This window comes from Balneola sp. (assembly GCA_002694685.1).
In the GTDB taxonomy this organism is placed as follows: domain Bacteria; phylum Bacteroidota; class Rhodothermia; order Balneolales; family Balneolaceae; genus Gracilimonas.
On the sequence record NZMW01000010.1, the window covers coordinates 556,130 to 573,877 of the forward strand.

Genomic DNA, 17,748 nt, shown 5'->3' on the forward strand with positions numbered 1-17,748 from the left:
CTATTCATTTGTATCCATAGAATCTTCGGTAATAAAAGTCTGAGTTTTATAAAATGGAGTTCCTGTTTCGGTAATTCCTTCAATCACGATACGGTATTGGGAGGCAACATCACTTGTCCAGAACTCAATCGTATTGTTATCGTCTGAAAAGTTGAACTCAGGTTCCCAGTGAAGGGTAATACGGTTGTCAAGTTGAGCTATGTCTTTGGGAACAGTGATCCCATATTTAGGGGAATAAAAGTTTGTAGGCTCCTGAAAGCCTTCAACATAAGTAGTTCGGGTACCCCGTTCATTTCGAGAAGAAAGTCCGGTTCCACTTCGGGTTGTAATAATGATGGCTCCACCGGCGCCTCGGGCTCCGTAGATAGCAAGATCTAAAGAGCTTCGTGCAACCGTAATATTTTTGATATCCTGCGTGTTGATGCCACTCACAAACTGAAAATCAGATTCAACCCCATCAACAATAATAAGGGGAGGTAGGGGCCCCGAACTAATACTTGAGAACGAATTTCGAATAGTGACCGAGTTGCTTTGAGAATTATACTGAACGCCGGGCAGCTGATTGAGAATCTGCTCGATGGGTAAATCCCGCAGGTAGTCGGCTTCATCCATATTAACCTGGGTTCCAGAACCGCTAAGTTCTCCTTCTGAGAAAACCTGTTCGGTATAACTATCAGTTTCGGCTTCTCCGGTTACCGTAAATTCACCTAAGTCTCCAGACATCTCTGCTCCCTCAAGGATTTCCGAGCTTGCTATAGCTGCTTCAGAACGTTTTTTGAGATCTACGGGCTCTTGCTCTATTTGTCCTTCTGTATCAGTTGCAGGAGCAAATGGAGATTGAACAACAGGATCCCACTGATCGGCAAATTCTGCAAATTGTTCATCCATTTCAATCCAAAGACGATCGCCCCCACCATCACGGTTGGCTCGTACATTCACGACTTCTCGGCCTTGAACTTCAAGATCTTTGGCAGTAAATAAACCTTCCTCATTTGTTGTTATAATCTGAGACTGACTATTATCGCTGCCAACAGCCAAAAACACAGCTGCGTCTTTCAATGGTTTATCTCCCCAAAGGGAAGTTATTCTCCCAGTTATTTCAATTCCGGTTTCAGGCGGGGTGAGATTTTCCAACTGTTTCTTCAGTTCTTCTGTGTCCATAGCGAAGGCTCTCCATCCCTGAGTTTGCATCAATAAATCCAAATATGCATCGGCATTTGGTGCATCACTGAAATAGAAGCCTGGCTGCTCAATGTATCCTTTAATCTCAGTGCCTAGTTGGAAGTGTGTAGTGATGTCGCCACTATTAGGCTGATAGGAATGGATGTTATCATCAAAAACGGAAACGCTGGCTGTTCCTTGCAGTAGTCCTTCTTTCTCGTCCTGAACTTCGAAATCAAGACTAACGCGTTCTCTGGTTGTAAACGCAGATTTGTTAAGCGAGGTGGTGATATCAAGTTGGTCAACAGGGTTTTTTGCAAAAGCGAGTCGTTCGGCTACGGCTTCTCCCTGTCCATTCAGCAGTGTGAAGTGTACAATGCCTGTGGGGAAATTATTCTGGGGAATCATAGCTGAAACACCGCGTTCAGCTTCAGCAATTGGAGCAGCGTGATAAACAGTTCCGCGAACATGAGCAAAAAGCAAGAAAGCCTGATTTTCGGCAGACTCAGTTGCCTGAAGGTTGACGGTAAAAAAGTCGTTCTTAAGGCCGATATTCAGTATAGCTCCGTCTTCCATGACTTCAGGTAGCGAGAATTTTTCCCCATCCAGCATGGCATAATAGTTCTGCCCTGCTTCCGGTGTAAAATCAATAGCACCCATGCCTAAATGAGAGGAGCTGAAATCTGTAATGGCTCGGTCATCACTATCGTAAATAGTGCCTTCAATGGTTGTTCCGAGCCCATTATTGCTGATGGCCTTGAAGGCGAGGCTTGTTGATAATCCGTCTACTAAATGACCTGACTCGGCAAAAAACTGGACATCAAACTCATCACTTGAAGTTTCAGCTTCGATGTCATCCGTGCCGGTATAGACATTAACTTTTTTAGTGAAGGCATAGGATTCTCCAAAGTTTAAACCCCACTTGGTGTAAGCTCTTATTTCATAGGTTCCACTGGCTTCATCAACATCTTCAAAGGTAAGGCTTCCGCTCCCATTGCCGGCTTCCATTTTTACCATTTCCCTTTTGGCGATGGTGCCATCCGGTGCTACCAGTTCCACATATAAAACGGTACTGAGCTCAGAGGGCAACAAGTAGCCACCAGAAACGGTGTAGGCCGAAAACCAGATACGCTCTCCAAAATAATACCAGTCGCGGTCAGTATGCAGATAAACGCTTTCACGGGGAAGCTGGTCCTGAACATTCTTGAACTGTTTTATAAAATCTACAGCCGGTTGATAATTTTGAGCTTTTAAATCTTCTCCACCTGCAATAACGACTACTAAACTTAAGAAGATTATTTTTTTAAAAGAGTGAATGAATAGAGAAAGCATTGGGAAACGTTTGTTATAATTTTACGCTAATATATTATTTTTATGCTAATTAAGTATAACATGTTAATGCTATTTTTCCTTTGAAGCCAGTTAGATTCATGAAGAAGGGGGATACGGTTAAATGTGTTTGGTTTGATGACAGTCTTAGCGCTATAAGACTTACTTTTCATTGATATAAACCATAATAGGACGCAGAATAGCTTTTTAACTTGAATTTGTGCCGCATTATTATACTTTTAGTCAAGGATTAATTAATGGAGTCCGTTATGAAAAAAGTAGGGTTAGTTACATTTCTATGTTCGCTATTACTAGTAACTTTAAGCTTTGCACAGACGGAGGAGGGAGCTTATCTCAATATCGATTACCTGAAAGTAGATTCTAAAGATCTTGCACAATTTGAAGAACTAGTTAGTTCAAACTGGCAGGGCATTTTTGATGAAGAGATGGCATCGGAGAATATTACGGGTACTTATTTCTATAAGGTTATATATCCTGGCGGACAGTTAAGTAAGTACAATTATGTTCTAATCAGGACTTACCAAAGCCTTGAGGCAATTATGGAAGCTAATCAAACCTTGTCGATGAAGCTTTCGAGCCGGGACGATGATTTATTGGAGAGGTCGATGGAAATTGTGACACACCAATATTCAGAACTCTGGAAGACGGAGGCTGGGATTATGGATCCCATGGATTCATCAAATAGCCTGTATTTGGTGATAAACTATATGCGAGTGAAGCCCGGAATGGAAAGTCAATATCTTGCACTGGAGAATGATATTGCAAAACCTCTTCATGAAGAACGAGTTAGAACCAAGAAAATGCACAACTGGCGAACCTATTCTATCATGCAACCTGGAGGAGTAGGCTATGACTATAACTTCGCTACGGCTAATTATTACGATGATTTAGCCAACATTGAATATGGTTTTACCAATGAAATCATGAACAGCGTGATGCCTAGTGCGAACTTCACAGAAACAATGGATGCTATCATCAGAACAAGGGATGTGGTTGGCAGTGAGTTATGGAAACTCTTGCACTATTTGGACTAAAAAGGCATAAAAGTTTCAGGCAACCTCTTAGGGGAATAATGACAAAAACTGAAAAACAGCAACTTAGAAAGATCATTGCCTTAAGAATAGAGGAAACAAAAGAGGAAATAGCAGAACTTCAGGAATTGGTCAAGCCCATTCCATTGGACGCTTCTATTGGCCGTATTTCTCGGATGGATGCCATCAACAACAAAACCATAAATGAATCTTCGCTCAGAGAAAAAAAGCAGCAGCTTAAGAAGCTGGAACGGGCGCTGGATAATTCCGAATCAGATAGTTTTGGCGTATGCACAAAATGTGGGGGTGAAATTCCTTTTGGCCGGCTTGAATATATGCCCCACACCACCCGGTGTGTAAACTGTGTTGGGTGATTTAAAAGATCAGCTTTTCTACAATTCAAGATCTTAGCTATTGCTTAGTTTATGTCGGTTAAGTAACATCGGCTGACTTGAAAAATATCTTTCTATATCTCACCCCTGCGCTAATCTGGGGTTCTACCTGGTTCGCTATCACCTTTCAGGTTGGTGAGGTTGACGCTATTGTCTCGGTTAGCTATCGGTTTTTGCTCGCCGGGGTTATCCTTTTGGTCTATTCAAAATTCAGAAAACTAAACCTGACGTTCAACAGAAGTGAACATGGCTTTATATTACTGCAGGGCTTGTTCTTATTCGGCTTCAATTACTGGATGGTTTATTTAGCCGAGCAAGTATTAACCAGTGGACTTGTAGCGCTCATCTTTTCCACCATGCTCTTCATGAATATTTTCAACAGCCGGATTTTCTTAAAAAACGTCATCCCCTGGAAAGTTTATGGCGGTGCGGTTCTTGGTTTGACCGGAATTGTGATGATATTCTATAAAGACCTGCTGAATTTTTCCTTCTCCGATGCGGCATCCATTGCACTGCTTCAGGCCATAGGCGCATCATACATTGCTTCGCTTGGGAATATTATTTCGGCCCGAAATCAGTCAGCCGGTTTACCCATACTTCAAACCAATGCCATTGGGATGACTTATGGGGCTATTGCTATGGCAGCAGTTGCACTCTTTAGTGGATATACGTTTTCCTATGAAAGTGATATCACCTACAGTTTATCGCTATTGTATTTAGCTGTTTTTGGATCGGTATTCGCTTTTGGTGCTTACCTAAGTTTGATTGGCAGAATAGGGGCGAGCCGGGCCGGATATGTACAGCTCGTAGTGCCAATTATTGCTTTGATAATTTCCACTGTTTTTGAGAATTACACATGGTCAGTATTGGGGATAGTCGGCGTTGGTTTTATTCTCTCAGGGAATTTTATAGTGCTTGAAAGAGGGAAGACAAAGCAGGCTGCTAAGTATGACAAGCAGTGATTAATTCATTTGAGGGCTGATTTTAAATCATTTTGTTTGAACATTAATGTTTAGACATTATATTTAGCGCAATTAATAATCATCTACATTCTTGAAATAAAACATTCTGACTATGGCTGAAGCAGCTCTCAAAACTGTATGGCAAGAACTCCGTGCGAATATACTTGAAACGGAAGTATGGTTACGAACTACGATGAAAGACTTTCTCGAAGAATTCGATATTACCCAGCAACAGCTTTCTATTCTAAGGATTCTGAAAGAAGCGAATAACGAGCCGATGTCCACTAAAGGAATTCAGGCGAAGATGAGGGATAAAAGTTCAGATACCTCTCGTTTAGTCGATCGGTTGATAAAAAAGGAATTAGTCAGAAAAAGAAAAGACCCTAAAGATGGCCGGCTAATACAGGTTTTTATTAAGTATGAAGGGCTTCGGTTACTAGCTCAGGTGGAAGACCGGCTGGATGAACTGGACGGTGAGTTTGCCTTACTTTCTGAAGATGAGGCCGAGCAACTGAATGTATTGCTCGAAAAAGCACGGTCTTAATTTCTACTTGTTTTTGGAGTTCTGATAATCTACAATCCAATAGACATCAAATTAAATGGGGTTATTATGAAGAATGCAGTCAATTGGTTTGAAATTCCTGTAACAGATATAGAACGATCCAAAGCATTTTATGAAGCTATCTTTGGCTTTGAGATGTATTCTATGAATTTAGGCGATGGACTGGATATGGCTTTATTCCCATCTGAGCCGGAAGGGGTAGGCGGCTCCCTTATCAAAAATGCAGATTACTATTATCCGAGTGATTCTAAAGGGCCGTTGGTTTATCTGAATGCCAATCCTGATCTACAAAAAGTATTAGACAAGGTTGAAGATGCAGGAGGAGAAATTTCCATTCCTAAAAGACAGATTTCCCCCGATCATGGTTTTATGGCGGTAATTAAAGATTCAGAAGGGAACCGGATTGCGCTTCATTCAGATAAATAGACAATCATGCTTAATTTTCTTTTTCAGACCAACTAGCTCCAAAAAAGTAATTTGCGGACTTAATTTTGGTGAGTTCTTGTGTAACCAAATCTAATATGTAAAGAGAATGTTCTCTTTTAGAACTATCAAAACTAAATGTATCGAGTAAAATCTTATTATCTCCCTCGACAAAACTTAATGGCCTAAATCCTATTTCAGAGCTTAGATTTACAGGGATTAATTCTGAATTATTTGTTTCAATATTCAACCGAAAGAGCTGGTTCTCTGACCAATACAGGAGCTCTTCACCACTTGAGAACCAAAGCTGCCGCCCGGCATTTCCTGTATCGGTTAGCCTCCTTAGATTAGTACCAGTAGCATCGATTAAATAAATATCGGTATTAGCGCTGTCTTCTATTGATTGGTAATAATCTCGATTAGAAGTAAAGGCTATACTCTCCCCATCCGGGCTCCATTTGGGACTGGTATCACTTGCTGGGTGAGTGAACACCGAATAAATACTATCACTGGTTGTATCGTAAATTAGGATATCATCATTAAGTCCGAAGCTATTACAATCATTGCAGAATGAATATGCTATTTTTTCTCCGTCTGGGCTCCAGTTAGGATAATTTCCACTGTAGGCAATCTTATTATTATCTGGAAGCAATTTCATGGGTCTTTTATTTGCACCATCTGCATCCATGAGGTAAAGAGAATGCCCTACACTAGTACTTTTTTGGCTTGAAGTAAATGCTATTTGTTTTCCATCCGGGCTCCAGGCAGGATCGTAGGCACCGCCTTTTTTTATATTAGTGAGTTTTATTTGTCCACTGCCATCTGGATTCATCTTATAAATCTGATACGTCCCCCTGTCAGGGCTCTCAGGCATAGAAAAGACTATTTTACCTTCGTCTGACGAAGGCTGTTCTTTGTCATTCAGAATGGTACAATTGAAAAGAGTACTTAAGAGTAATAAAAGAATTACGAATTTCTTCATCTTCTAATTTCCCTCCGTCCGATCGTCAAGCTTAAGCCGGTACTTGCCATTAGTAATGTATAAGGTGTCTTGATTAGCCCTCAAGCTATATTGATCCGCTCTGCGATTGACTATTACCCTCATTTCAAATGTCCCGGAAACGATGGTTTTACCATTCTTCTGAGGTTCGAAGTTAACTACTAAATAACCTTGAGTGTCATTCTTAGCATCATACTTTGAAATAGTAGCGTCTCCATTTACTTCGTAGTAACTACCCCCAAGATATAAATTTCGAAAAGCTCCAACCGTATCAAGTATCGATGAGTACTCAGTTTTGTTTTCGATGTAGTCTACAGAAAACCCAATTTGTTCGAAATAGGGATAATATTCAGGATCCCACTGATCACCAAAAACATTAAGATAAAGTAGATTTCCTTGGTTAGTGAGACTAGCATCGGCTCTTAGCTTATTATCAATGTATCTCGCATCATATGGTTCTCCATTAATTTCAGCAGTGAAAAAAGGCTCAAACTTGTCTTCGTTGTTTGAGGGAAATAGAGAGCAACCAGCAAATAAAAGAATAGACATTGATACAAATAGAAAAGCTACAAATCTCATTAATCTCTTAACTTTTTATTAGAAGGAATATCGTAAGATTATCCTCTTTATAACTACCTATAAAACTCTTTATTCTTTAGCTGAACGGAAGCAGCATAATAAGCAGCTCCCACAATGCTGGCGTTATTCAGTAAACTGGCGGCTTTAAATTTCGTTTTAATCTTAATGTAGGGAAAGGTTTTATCGGCTTTTTTAGAAAGCTGTCCACCAAGAATAAAAAGGTCGGGATGGAACAAAGACTCATAATGCTCAAGCACGAGCTGCAGGCGTTTACCCCAGGTCTTTTTTCGAATTCCCTCTTCTTTTCGGGCTCGGTTTGAGGCTCTCTCTTCTACACTAATTCCTTTGATCTCAATTTGACCCAGTTCTGTATTTGGAACCAAGGTGCCATCTATAAAAAGGGAGGATCCAATGCCGGTCCCAACCGTCAGGACCAATACGGTTCCACGTTGTTCTTTGCCTACTCCGAATTTCATTTCCGCTAATCCGGTTGCGTCGGTGTCATTAATGACGCTTACTTTACAGCCGGTTATTTCTGTGAAAAGGTGGTCAGCATCGGCATCAACCCAGCCTTTATCCATGCGGGTGGTAGAGAGCACTATGCCTTTACTGGTGGCGGCAGGGAAGGCACAGCCAATCGGGCCGTCCCAATCGAATTTCTTAACTACTTTATGAAGTTTGGAGATCAGCTTATGGGGGCGGGTGTCTTCAATTTTATCCGTTGTCTTTTTCTTGGATACAATCTCACCCTTTTCTATATCTACGATAGCGCCTTTTATACCGTAGCTTCCTATGTCGATGCCTAGTACTTCCAATTCTGCCGATTGATTTAGTTAATTCGTGACAAACATAGCGAAAAAATATATACCTACATAGTGTGTTGTTAGATCTAAAAAAGGAGGAAATGAAGTAACAACTTATGGTCATCCCTGCGGAGGCAGGGATCTGGATGGTAGTTCGAAATAAGCTTTTGATAAAGGGCTAACATCTAGATTTCGGGCATTCGCCGCGAAATGACCTTCATAGTTTTGAGCTTAACCAAAACTATAAACTTACTTCTCTACAACAATCCAGCCTTCATCTTCAACCATTCGCTTGGCATACTTCCACTTGACCTCTTTGGTCTCGTTCGTATTCATATTCTGAACAGTCACGTAATCATTTCGGCCGGGCTCGTCAGCAACTTCTACTGGCTGGCGTTTTGCATTTCCACCTTGTGGTTTTTGTCCGCCATTCTGTTGTTCAGGAGAAGGCGCTTTAAGTCCCATTCCGGTTGAATCAGCATGCTGAGTTTCCATTGAAGAGGTGTCAAATCTGGATTTCTGCTTCTGAGCTTTTTCCAGTTTGTTGTCTTCGGCTTGAACTTCAGGGACAGCTTTCCAAATCAATGAAATAGCTTCTTGGTTAATTTCATCCAGCAGCATCTTGAACATATCAAACGCTTCACGCTTGTATTCTAACAATGGATCTTTCTGAGCAAAAGATCTCAGTCCGATACCTTCTTTCACAGAATCCAATTCACGCAAGTGCTCCATCCATTTCTGATCAATGATAGAAAGGATAGCACTTTTCTCAAGAGATCTGGCTACTTCACGGCCTTCATTTTCCAATGCTGATTCAACATCAACAACGATTCGCATTCGGCGAATACCATCCGTAAAAATAACCTGAACTTTGTCAGGACGGTTTTCAGGATTTGCTTCGGTGATTCGCTTCATCACCTGGTAAAGAGGCTTGGCCATGCGCTCTTCTTTAGCGCGATAGGCTTCAAGTGCTTTATCTACAATATGGTCGGCTAATTGGCGCTCGCCCATCTTGAACCACTCATCCTTATCGAATTCAACATCAACAGCGATGTGGCGAAGGATGTTTTCATGCAGTCCTTCATAGTCACCTGCAGCCACGTGTTCTTCTACCAGTGACTCAATCAGGTCATCCAGCATATCCATGATATCCGTTCGAAGTTGATCTCCGGACAGCGCGTGATGTCGGCGGGCATAAATCACATTACGCTGGTTATTCAGTACATCATCATATTCCAGCTGACGCTTACGAATACTAAAGTTATTCTGCTCTACTTTACTTTGAGCACGGCCCAGTGACTTGGTAATCCATGGGTGAGTAATAACTTCGCCTTCTTCAAAACTAAGCTTGTCCATCACGTTGGCAACACGATCTGACATAAACAGCGCCATCAAATCATCTTCCAGTGATACATAAAACTGGGATTCACCGGGATCACCCTGACGACCGGAACGACCGCGAAGCTGCAAATCAATACGGCGGGATTCATGGCGTTCGGTACCTAAAATGGCCAATCCACCTCTTTCTTTAACGCCTTTAGCCAGCTTGATATCAGTACCACGACCGGCCATGTTAGTAGCAACGGTTACGGCTCCAATTTCACCGGCTTGCTTCACAATTTCACTCTCACGAGCATGTTGCTTAGCATTCAGAACATTATGTGATATGCCAGCACGCTGCAGCATACGGCTTACCGTTTCCGAAACATCAACGCTGGTTGTACCTACCAATACCGGCTGACCTTTGTCTTGGTACTCCTGAATTTTCTGGATAGTAGCGTTGAATTTTTCCCGCTTGGTTTTGAAAACAAGATCTTCCTTATCGTCTCGAGCAATAGGCTTGTTGGTTGGAATTACAACCACATCCAGTTCATAAATCTCATTGAATTCACCTTCTTCCGTTTCGGCAGTACCGGTCATACCGGCAAGCTTATTATACATTCGGAAGTAGTTCTGTAAGGTGATGGTGGCGTAGGTCTGTGTGGAAGCCTCAACTTTCACATTCTCTTTCGCCTCAATCGCCTGGTGCAATCCGTCAGAATACCGACGACCGGAAAGTACACGTCCGGTGTGCTCATCAACAATATTAACCTTGCCATTTTGAACGATGTATTCTTCTTCACGCTCAAAATTAGTGTAGGCTTTTAAAAGCTGATTAACCGTATGGATACGGTCTCCACGTTCAGCAAATAATCGGTGCAGATCGTTGAAACGTTTTTCACGCTCCTGTCTGATTTCACCCTTCGTTTCTTCAATTTTCTTCTCTTTATACTCTTCGCTGAATTCGTCGTTGGTTTTAACTTCTTGCAGCTTCTCTTCCTGAAGGGTATCAATCTCTTTTTCGATGACTGCTGTTTCTTCACCCAAATCTGGAATCACAAAGAAATCTTCATCTTCTCCTTTTTTGGTGATGAATTCCCGTCCTTTCTCCGTCATCTCGATGGAATTCATTTTCGGATCAACCGCATAAAATAAATACTCATCTACTACGGGCATGTTCTTGGCATTATCCTGCAGGTAGAAAGACTCCGTACTCTGAATGAGTTTTTGAATTTTTGGGTCCTGCTGAAGTTTTCTCAATTGTGAATTTTTTGGAAATCCACGTACAGCACGGAAAAGGGCAAGCCCGGCTTTTTCTTCATCGCCTTCTTCCAGTAGCGCTTTTCCTTCTTTAACCAGATTTGCTACTAATTTTTTCTGAGCTAATACCAAAGATTCCACCCTGGGCTTCATCTCCACATATTTATCAGACTGATTCCCCTGTGGAACCGGTCCGGAAATAATCAAAGGAGTACGCGCCTCATCAATCAGAATAGAGTCAACCTCATCAATAATGGTATAGTGATGATCACGCTGAACCAATTGTTCTTGCTCAACCACCATGTTGTCACGGAGGTAATCAAAGCCAAATTCGTTATTGGTTCCGTACGTGATATCCGCTTTATAAGCCTTGCGTCGTTGCTCGGTACTTGGCTGATAGCGATCCACACAATCCACATGTAGTCCGTGGAAGTTGAAAATCGGCTCGTTCCATTCAGCATCACGAATAGCCAGATAGTTGTTCACGGTAATTACGTGAACGCCTTTCCCGGCTAGGGCATTAAGGTAAGCCGGGAAGATTGCAACGAGCGTTTTACCTTCACCCGTTTTCATCTCAGCGATACGTCCCTGATGCAACACAATAGCACCCACTAGCTGAACGTCGTAGGGGACCATTTCCCAGGTTATATCGTTACCGCCTACTTTCCAGGACTTACCGACAAATCGACGGCAGGTGTCTTTAAGAACCGCAAAAGCCTCAGGCAAAATGTCATCTAATACTTCTTCAATAATGTCGAGCTCTCGTTCTTCAAGTTCATCCAGATGCTCAGCCATTTCCCGATGTTCGCTGGGAGTAAGGGTCTCAATATTATCCAGGTCTTTCTTGATCTTCTGGATTTCATCGACCGTTTCGGCGGTGGCGTCTTTAATCTTTTGTTTAAACTCTTCGGTTTTAGCCTTTAGCTCATCGTCGCTGAGCTGCTTAATTTGGTCTTCATAGCTCTTGATTTCATCTACGATCGGCTGGATCTTCTTAATATCCTTTTCACTCTTGGTACCAAATACTTTGGTTATTGCTTTACCGACGGTTTCTAATATATCCATAATGGGGTACTCGTACTCTGAGACTAATTTTATTGTATGGGTTGAAGTTAACCTTATATCAAGGGCGGTTCAACTGTTTGCACGTTAATGATTACAAATATCTTGCCAGAATATATTTTGGCAGAAATGAACGGCGATTAATCGATGAGCTGAATGATCGATTTGGGAATAAGGCATACAGAATGGTTATATATTTCTTCTTAAGAAGCTTACCAAACTTTCGACCTCTTCTGTCTTTACTGAATCGAGTTCAGCACTGGCTTCCAAAGCAAGGAGAGGGACGTGGTAAATGTCTTGAGAGTCCATTCAGCAAAAGATCGGGTTTTAAACAAGCCCCGTCATTGCGAGGAGTCTCATTGTCGAAGTAAGATTAAGATGTATATCGACGCGGCAATCTCCCTTTTCGGCATCCCAAATAGTTTATGGAGATCGCCACGTCGTAAGGGGTTGGGGCCTTCCGGTAATCCGGCCTCCTCGCGATGACGGATATGTTAAAGAAGGCAAGCAGTTCACTACAGCGTCTAAACTCTAACCCGGCATAAATACTAAGAATAGGCTCGGACAAGTCTCTCCTTGAGAAGGAGAGATTTAGAGAGGTCGGAGTAAAGGGCTTGGAATAATTATCGGCCGACAATGAACATTAACCTAGTATTTGCGAATAGTGAGGGAAACCGGCAATTATTCGCAACTAAACATTAGAATTTGAATGAATCAAAACTTTTAATTTCTAAGCCTAAAAACAGTATGCCTTACAATAGCTTAGGAGTAGAAACGCTTTCATTTAATTATTAATTAATTTATTAAAGATAAATACCTAAATAATTAAGTTATATAAAATATAATGACGTTATAATTATTGTCAATTTTTTGTTTTGATTAAATTTTATAAATAACTTTTGGGTGTTCTCAATCACTATGAATAAAATTACCTGTTATGATTTCAAAAGAATTCACACCAAAACGAACGGTTTGTAAAGTAACCTTGGCACTTCCCGCAGAATGGGCAGACAAAGAAGTAGCTGTCGCCGGAGAGTTTAATGACTGGGATACCGGTTCAGAGAAACTTGAAAAGAAAAAAGACAAATGGACGACAACCCTTCGCCTGAAGCCGGAAAATGAATATAAGTTCAAGTACTACATTGATGGCGAGCGATGGGAGAATGATGATTCTGCTGATAAATATGTTCCCAATGAATTTGGAACAGAAGATTCTGTAGTAGCCATCGGCAAATAGTTAGTGCGGGCTATTTTGTGGATGGAACATTCTGAGGTTTGTTATACTTTATATGTAACTGAAACAGGTCAGCATTCTAACTTGGTATAAAATTTTGTTTAATCCAGAGCTTTTTGAAAAGCATGTAGCTACGTCCTGGTTAGGGCGTAGCTTTTATTTTTTTAAGGAATTGCCTTCCACAAATTCCTATGCCAAGCAAATGGATTCGAGTGCACCTCATCACGGATCTTTGGTCGTTGCTGATCACCAAACGGGTGGTCGCGGTCAATACGAGCGAAAATGGCAGGTTGAGCCGGGGCAAAATCTTACCTTCAGCTTGGTTTTTGAACCCCTAAAGGGAGAGCGTTTTACACTTTTAACCTTAGCTTGTGCACTGGCTGTTTCTGATGTTATCGATGCCCAAGCCGATATATCAACAAAACTGAAATGGCCCAATGACATTCTGTGCGATGGGAAGAAACTCTGTGGAATTTTGACTGAAACACAGTTTTCGGGCAGTAAAGTAGAGCGGGTAGTTGTAGGGATTGGCCTGAATGTAAATCAGAAGTGCTTTGAGGGGGAGCTTAAAGAAAAGGCTACATCCTTGAGTAAAGAAAGTTCGGGTTCGTTTTGCAGAGAAGAGTTACTGGCGGAGGTCGTTCAAAAGATTGAATATTATTATCGGTTATGGAATCAGTTCAGTCCTGATTTGGTAAAGCATATCAACCGCAAGATGATTGGTTTTGGGGAGTGGACAAATCTCATCGTAAATAATGAAGAGCTTGAAGGAGAGTATAAGTTTTTAGGAGTGAATGATGCCGGTGCTCTGCTGGCTCTCGATAAAGATTTTGATGTGAAGACTTTTGCGTATGAGCAGGTTCGGGTTCGTTTTTGATTAATGCACCACCAGGTAAATCATGATTATCTTACAAATCATGGTTCAAAACCACACTGTGAACCCTGATTTATTTGATTTTAGGATATCCGTGATTTCGGTTTAGTTTAATTTAAAGCATTTCTGGTTCAAGCGTCCGCTTGCGCTATGTGTGAGCTAATAGCACCAGCCAGATCCCTGCCTTCGCAGGGATGACTACAGTTCAAATAATCTTGTTCATAAAAAAACCCGATTGATTACTCAATCGGGCTTTGCTGTTTAAAACAGTTATGTATTCTTAAGCGCTGATTTTTGATGCAGCTTCGAATACAAATTCTTTGATGGCTTCAAACGCCTTCAAGGTCTTGTCGATATGAGCATCGTTATGAGCGGCTGTAGGGATGAGGCGAATCAGTACAGTTCCTTTTGGAACTACCGGATAAGCAACACCACTTACAAACACTCCGTGCTCTTCACGCAATTTGCGCATGATATCCTGACAAAGGTCAGTACTACCTTTCGTTAATACTGGGGTAACCGGACTTTCAGATGGAAGAACGGTGTATCCAATATCACGAAGGCCTTCACGCAGTTTGAGCGTGTTGTTCCAAAGTTTTTCTCTCCATTCAGGATGGTCTTTAATCATTTGAAGTCGCTTACGTGCGGAAACCGTGATTGGCATAGGCAGAGATTTGGCAAATACCTGACTTCGTGCATTTGCTTTCAGGAACTCAATAACCCGAGGTTCGGAAGCGATAAAAGCACCAATTAATGCAAATGACTTGGCAAAAGTACCAAAGTACACATCAATTCCGTCTTGAACACCAAGATGTGTTCCTGCACCAGATCCGTCTTTACCCATGGTACCAATACCGTGAGCATCATCCACTAACAGGCGGAAATCGACTTCTTCTTTCAATGCAATAATTTCTTTGAGGATACCGAGGTCTCCGGTCATGCCGAACACACCTTCAGTAACTACAAGAATAGAAGAATTGTCTTTTCGGTTGCGATCTGCACGGTAAAGCTGCTTTTTAAAGCTTTCAATATCGTTGTGCTTAAAAACGGATTTATCCGCCATAGAAAGCTGCTTTCCGTCTACAATGCAAGCATGACTGAGTTCGTCATAAATCAGAAAATCATTCCGATCGGTCAGGGCATGAATGGTACTCATGATTCCCTGATATCCGAAGTTCAAAAGCTGAGCTGATTCTTTGTGTACAAATTCAGCCAATTCTTTTTCAAGGGCTTCATGCTCGGTAGAGTTACCAGTCATAAGCCGGGCACCCATTGGTGCACTAAGGCTGTATTGTGCAGTAGCTTCGGTGTCTACTTTTTTAATTTCTTCGTTACTTCCGATGCCGAGGTAATCATTAATGCTCCAAACGACCATGTCTTTGCCGTTGAACTGCATTTCTGGTCCTAAAGGTCCTTCCAATTTTGGGAAAGTATAGTACCCATAACCTTCCGATGTAAATGGGCCGAGTGGACTTGGTCGGCCTTCAAGCTTGTCAAATAAATCCATATAAATTGCGCTGAGATTATCGCTCTAATTGTGATTTGATGGCCGGGGAGGCCAAGCGTAAAACGAGGTAAATGTACGGAAATATGCTCTTAACTCAAAGAAGGTAACATTCTGGTAACATTCCTTTAAACCTGCTAAAAACCACTTTTGATAGTATAATTAGTCGAGGTTTGGCTGTACTACAAATAAACCGGTTTCGATATCACTTAAAACAATTAGGCCGCTTTCAAAGAAAGGGTAATTGCTCCAGGTACCTTTAAATGAAGCTGCATCGGTTTGAGGCTGGGTATCAAAGAAAGCAACCCGTTCGAGATCAGCAGATGCTACTCCTGATAAATCCAATATCTGTAACCCGGAATTGTAATTGGACTCGTAAGCATAATTTCCTTTTATATATAAATTGTGATCTATAGAATTAGTTTCGTGTTCGTAATAACCAACAAATTCAGGGTTATCCAAATCACGGACATCCCAAATGTACGTTTTGGTTCCTCGCCCTAAATTCCGCTCATCAAGTTCATCGTTCATTAAAAAGTAGGATTGGTCTTCAGTAAGCCACCCTTGGTGAGAATATTGCATTTGGGCCTGGCGCTCAAAGCCAATAGTGGTTGGGCTGGCTTTATCAGAAACATCGGCTATCACCACATTACCTTCGGCAGAGTTGAAGCATACTTCTTTGCCTTGATGTTCAGAATCCGGGCCATTATAAATCACACACTGGGAATCGTGAATATAACCGGGGGCCACTCTGTAAAAGCCGGGTTCTGTGTCAATGTAACAGCCGGCGTAGCTTGGATTTTTGGGATCGTTAATGTCAATCATGTGAAGGCCGGATTCATTTCGGCTTCCGCAAACCTCGGATTGAGTAACACCGGCAGCATAGGCATATCCGGTTTCTTCGTTAATTATAATATTGTGGGCAGGACCAAATTGGTCGTAGAGAGCGTCATGAGTTAGTTCCAGTACTTCTCCTTTATAGGATCTTAATTTCTTGAGATCCAACACCTGCATGCCGTGAGGCTGGGCATCACTCACAATAAATGCATGGTCGTCGTACACTTTCACATCTCTCCAGGAAGACCCTTGGGTAATAGACTTTGAACGTGCTGTTTCGCCAAGCCCTAAATTACAGGCCGGGTATTGGTCAATGCTGAGTGTTTTGAATTTGGCGTTGAGGTTAGATTCCGGAAGCCGAGCTACAACAACAGGTTCATTGGGTTTGGAAATATCCACAAAAGCCATTCCGTTGGTTAAGCCAACAAGGGCATATTCTGTATTTGTTTTACTGTCTTTCCAGCCCCAAATGTCATTCAGATATACCCCAACCGAATCTCCGCTTAATTCATAAATGGATAGTTCTGAAAAGAGGTCAACATTCTCGCAGGAATAGGTTCCCATCGCTAATCCGTCTTCACAGGGAAAAGCAGCTTCTAAAGGGTTTTTAGCATTGTTAAGATCACAACTGGAAACTAAAAGTCCGGTAAAAATTAGGGCGGGTAAAATAAATCGGCTGACCATGATGTGGAAGTAAATGTTAAGTATTCAATAAGAAATATAAATTTTAATCGCTCTAAAAGCAGATTCTTTTAAATGGATACTCAGATAACTTTACCAAAGGACTTATATTCTGTTTACAGTCCCAATGAGAATTTCGATGTGAATTCATTATTTTGATCAAAAAGTAAACTAAGGTGCAATTATGTTCTTAATTATGAGATACATCGCCAAGCTGTTAAAAGCATTGGCATCAGAGGCTTCACCCGGCCAAATTGCAGGCGGTATTACACTTGGTATGATTATCGGCCTCACGCCCCTTTCTTCCCTGCATAATCTCCTGATTGTAGTTTTGATTTTGGTGCTTAAAGTGAACATCGGGATGGCGCTTTTATCATTCACTATTTTTAGCGGGATTGCATACCTGGCCGATCCGTTATTTCACAGCTTTGGAGTTTGGCTGCTCGAGCTTGAAAGTATGCAGGAAACCTGGACCAGCATGTATAATAATGAATGGATTGCCCTTACGGAGTTTTATAATACAGTTGTTATCGGGAGTTTAGCGACGGCTATCATACTTTGCATACCCATGTTTCCTTTAGCTAAGTATGGAGTTCTTCAGTACAGAAAACATATCCACGAAAAAATGATGAAATGGAAAGTGGTTAAGGCCTTCAAGGGAACCAAGCTGTACAGTATTTATGAAACGGTAAGCAGAGTGAGAGGATAGGGTC

General features: G+C 41.6%; 15 protein-coding genes. 8 read left to right on the forward strand and 7 right to left on the reverse strand.

Going from position 1 to position 17,748, the window contains the following annotated elements:
- Complete coding sequence (locus tag CL667_12105) at positions 1-2,493, reverse strand: hypothetical protein (protein MAL18443.1); 2,493 nt, start codon at positions 2,491-2,493, stop codon at positions 1-3.
- A 254-nt stretch (positions 2,494-2,747) separates the two neighbouring features.
- Here CL667_12105 and CL667_12110 point away from each other — a divergent pair, with 254 nt between their 5' ends.
- The 5 genes from CL667_12110 (at position 2,748) to CL667_12130 (ending at position 5,884) form a co-directional block, all read left to right on the forward strand.
- On the forward strand, positions 2,748-3,545 hold the full coding sequence (locus tag CL667_12110) for a hypothetical protein (GenBank protein MAL18444.1): 798 nt from the start codon (positions 2,748-2,750) through the stop codon (positions 3,543-3,545).
- Positions 3,546-3,583: 38 nt separating this feature from the next.
- Positions 3,584-3,916: a hypothetical protein gene (locus CL667_12115; GenBank protein MAL18445.1), complete on the forward strand. Its 333-nt coding sequence runs from the start codon at positions 3,584-3,586 to the stop codon at positions 3,914-3,916.
- Between the two features lie 77 nt (positions 3,917-3,993).
- Positions 3,994-4,896, forward strand: coding sequence for an EamA family transporter (locus CL667_12120; GenBank protein ID MAL18446.1), 903 nt, complete (start codon positions 3,994-3,996; stop codon positions 4,894-4,896).
- A 112-nt stretch (positions 4,897-5,008) separates the two neighbouring features.
- Entirely contained in the window at positions 5,009-5,440 is a 432-nt protein-coding gene (locus tag CL667_12125) for a MarR family transcriptional regulator (protein ID MAL18447.1), read from the forward strand.
- A 66-nt stretch (positions 5,441-5,506) separates the two neighbouring features.
- Positions 5,507-5,884: a bleomycin resistance protein gene (locus CL667_12130; GenBank protein ID MAL18448.1), complete on the forward strand. Its 378-nt coding sequence runs from the start codon at positions 5,507-5,509 to the stop codon at positions 5,882-5,884.
- Positions 5,885-5,894: 10 nt separating this feature from the next.
- On the opposite strand, the gene CL667_12135 is transcribed toward CL667_12130, so the two are convergent.
- The 4 genes from CL667_12135 to secA form a co-directional block, all read right to left on the reverse strand.
- Positions 5,895-6,863, reverse strand: coding sequence for a hypothetical protein (locus CL667_12135; GenBank protein MAL18449.1), 969 nt, complete (start codon positions 6,861-6,863; stop codon positions 5,895-5,897).
- A gap of 3 nt (positions 6,864-6,866) precedes the next feature.
- Positions 6,867-7,460 (reverse strand): hypothetical protein, encoded by a 594-nt coding sequence (locus tag CL667_12140; protein MAL18450.1) that lies wholly within the window; start codon positions 7,458-7,460, stop codon positions 6,867-6,869.
- A 53-nt stretch (positions 7,461-7,513) separates the two neighbouring features.
- Positions 7,514-8,275: a hypothetical protein gene (locus tag CL667_12145; protein ID MAL18451.1), complete on the reverse strand. Its 762-nt coding sequence runs from the start codon at positions 8,273-8,275 to the stop codon at positions 7,514-7,516.
- Between the two features lie 237 nt (positions 8,276-8,512).
- Complete coding sequence (gene secA / locus CL667_12150; GenBank protein ID MAL18452.1) at positions 8,513-11,908, reverse strand: preprotein translocase subunit SecA; 3,396 nt, start codon at positions 11,906-11,908, stop codon at positions 8,513-8,515.
- A 934-nt stretch (positions 11,909-12,842) separates the two neighbouring features.
- Here secA and CL667_12155 point away from each other — a divergent pair.
- Together CL667_12155 and CL667_12160 are read left to right on the forward strand one after the other, a co-directional pair.
- Entirely contained in the window at positions 12,843-13,142 is a 300-nt protein-coding gene (locus tag CL667_12155) for a glycoside hydrolase (protein MAL18453.1), read from the forward strand.
- A gap of 94 nt (positions 13,143-13,236) precedes the next feature.
- Positions 13,237-14,016, forward strand: a complete 780-nt coding sequence (locus tag CL667_12160) for a biotin--[acetyl-CoA-carboxylase] ligase (GenBank protein ID MAL18454.1) — start codon at positions 13,237-13,239, stop codon at positions 14,014-14,016.
- Between the two features lie 277 nt (positions 14,017-14,293).
- On the opposite strand, the gene CL667_12165 is transcribed toward CL667_12160, so the two are convergent.
- On the reverse strand, positions 14,294-15,520 hold the full coding sequence (locus tag CL667_12165) for an 8-amino-7-oxononanoate synthase (GenBank protein ID MAL18455.1): 1,227 nt from the start codon (positions 15,518-15,520) through the stop codon (positions 14,294-14,296).
- Between the two features lie 159 nt (positions 15,521-15,679).
- The gene (locus CL667_12170) at positions 15,680-17,038 is read right to left on the reverse strand and encodes a hypothetical protein (protein MAL18456.1); all 1,359 of its coding nucleotides are present in this window, start codon (positions 17,036-17,038) and stop codon (positions 15,680-15,682) included.
- Positions 17,039-17,231: 193 nt separating this feature from the next.
- On the opposite strand from CL667_12170, the gene CL667_12175 reads away from it, so the two are divergent.
- Positions 17,232-17,744 carry a TIGR03546 family protein gene (locus tag CL667_12175; protein MAL18457.1) on the forward strand — a complete coding sequence of 171 codons (513 nt, stop codon included), beginning with the start codon at positions 17,232-17,234 and terminating at the stop codon, positions 17,742-17,744.
- Positions 17,745-17,748: the final 4 nt, after the last annotated feature.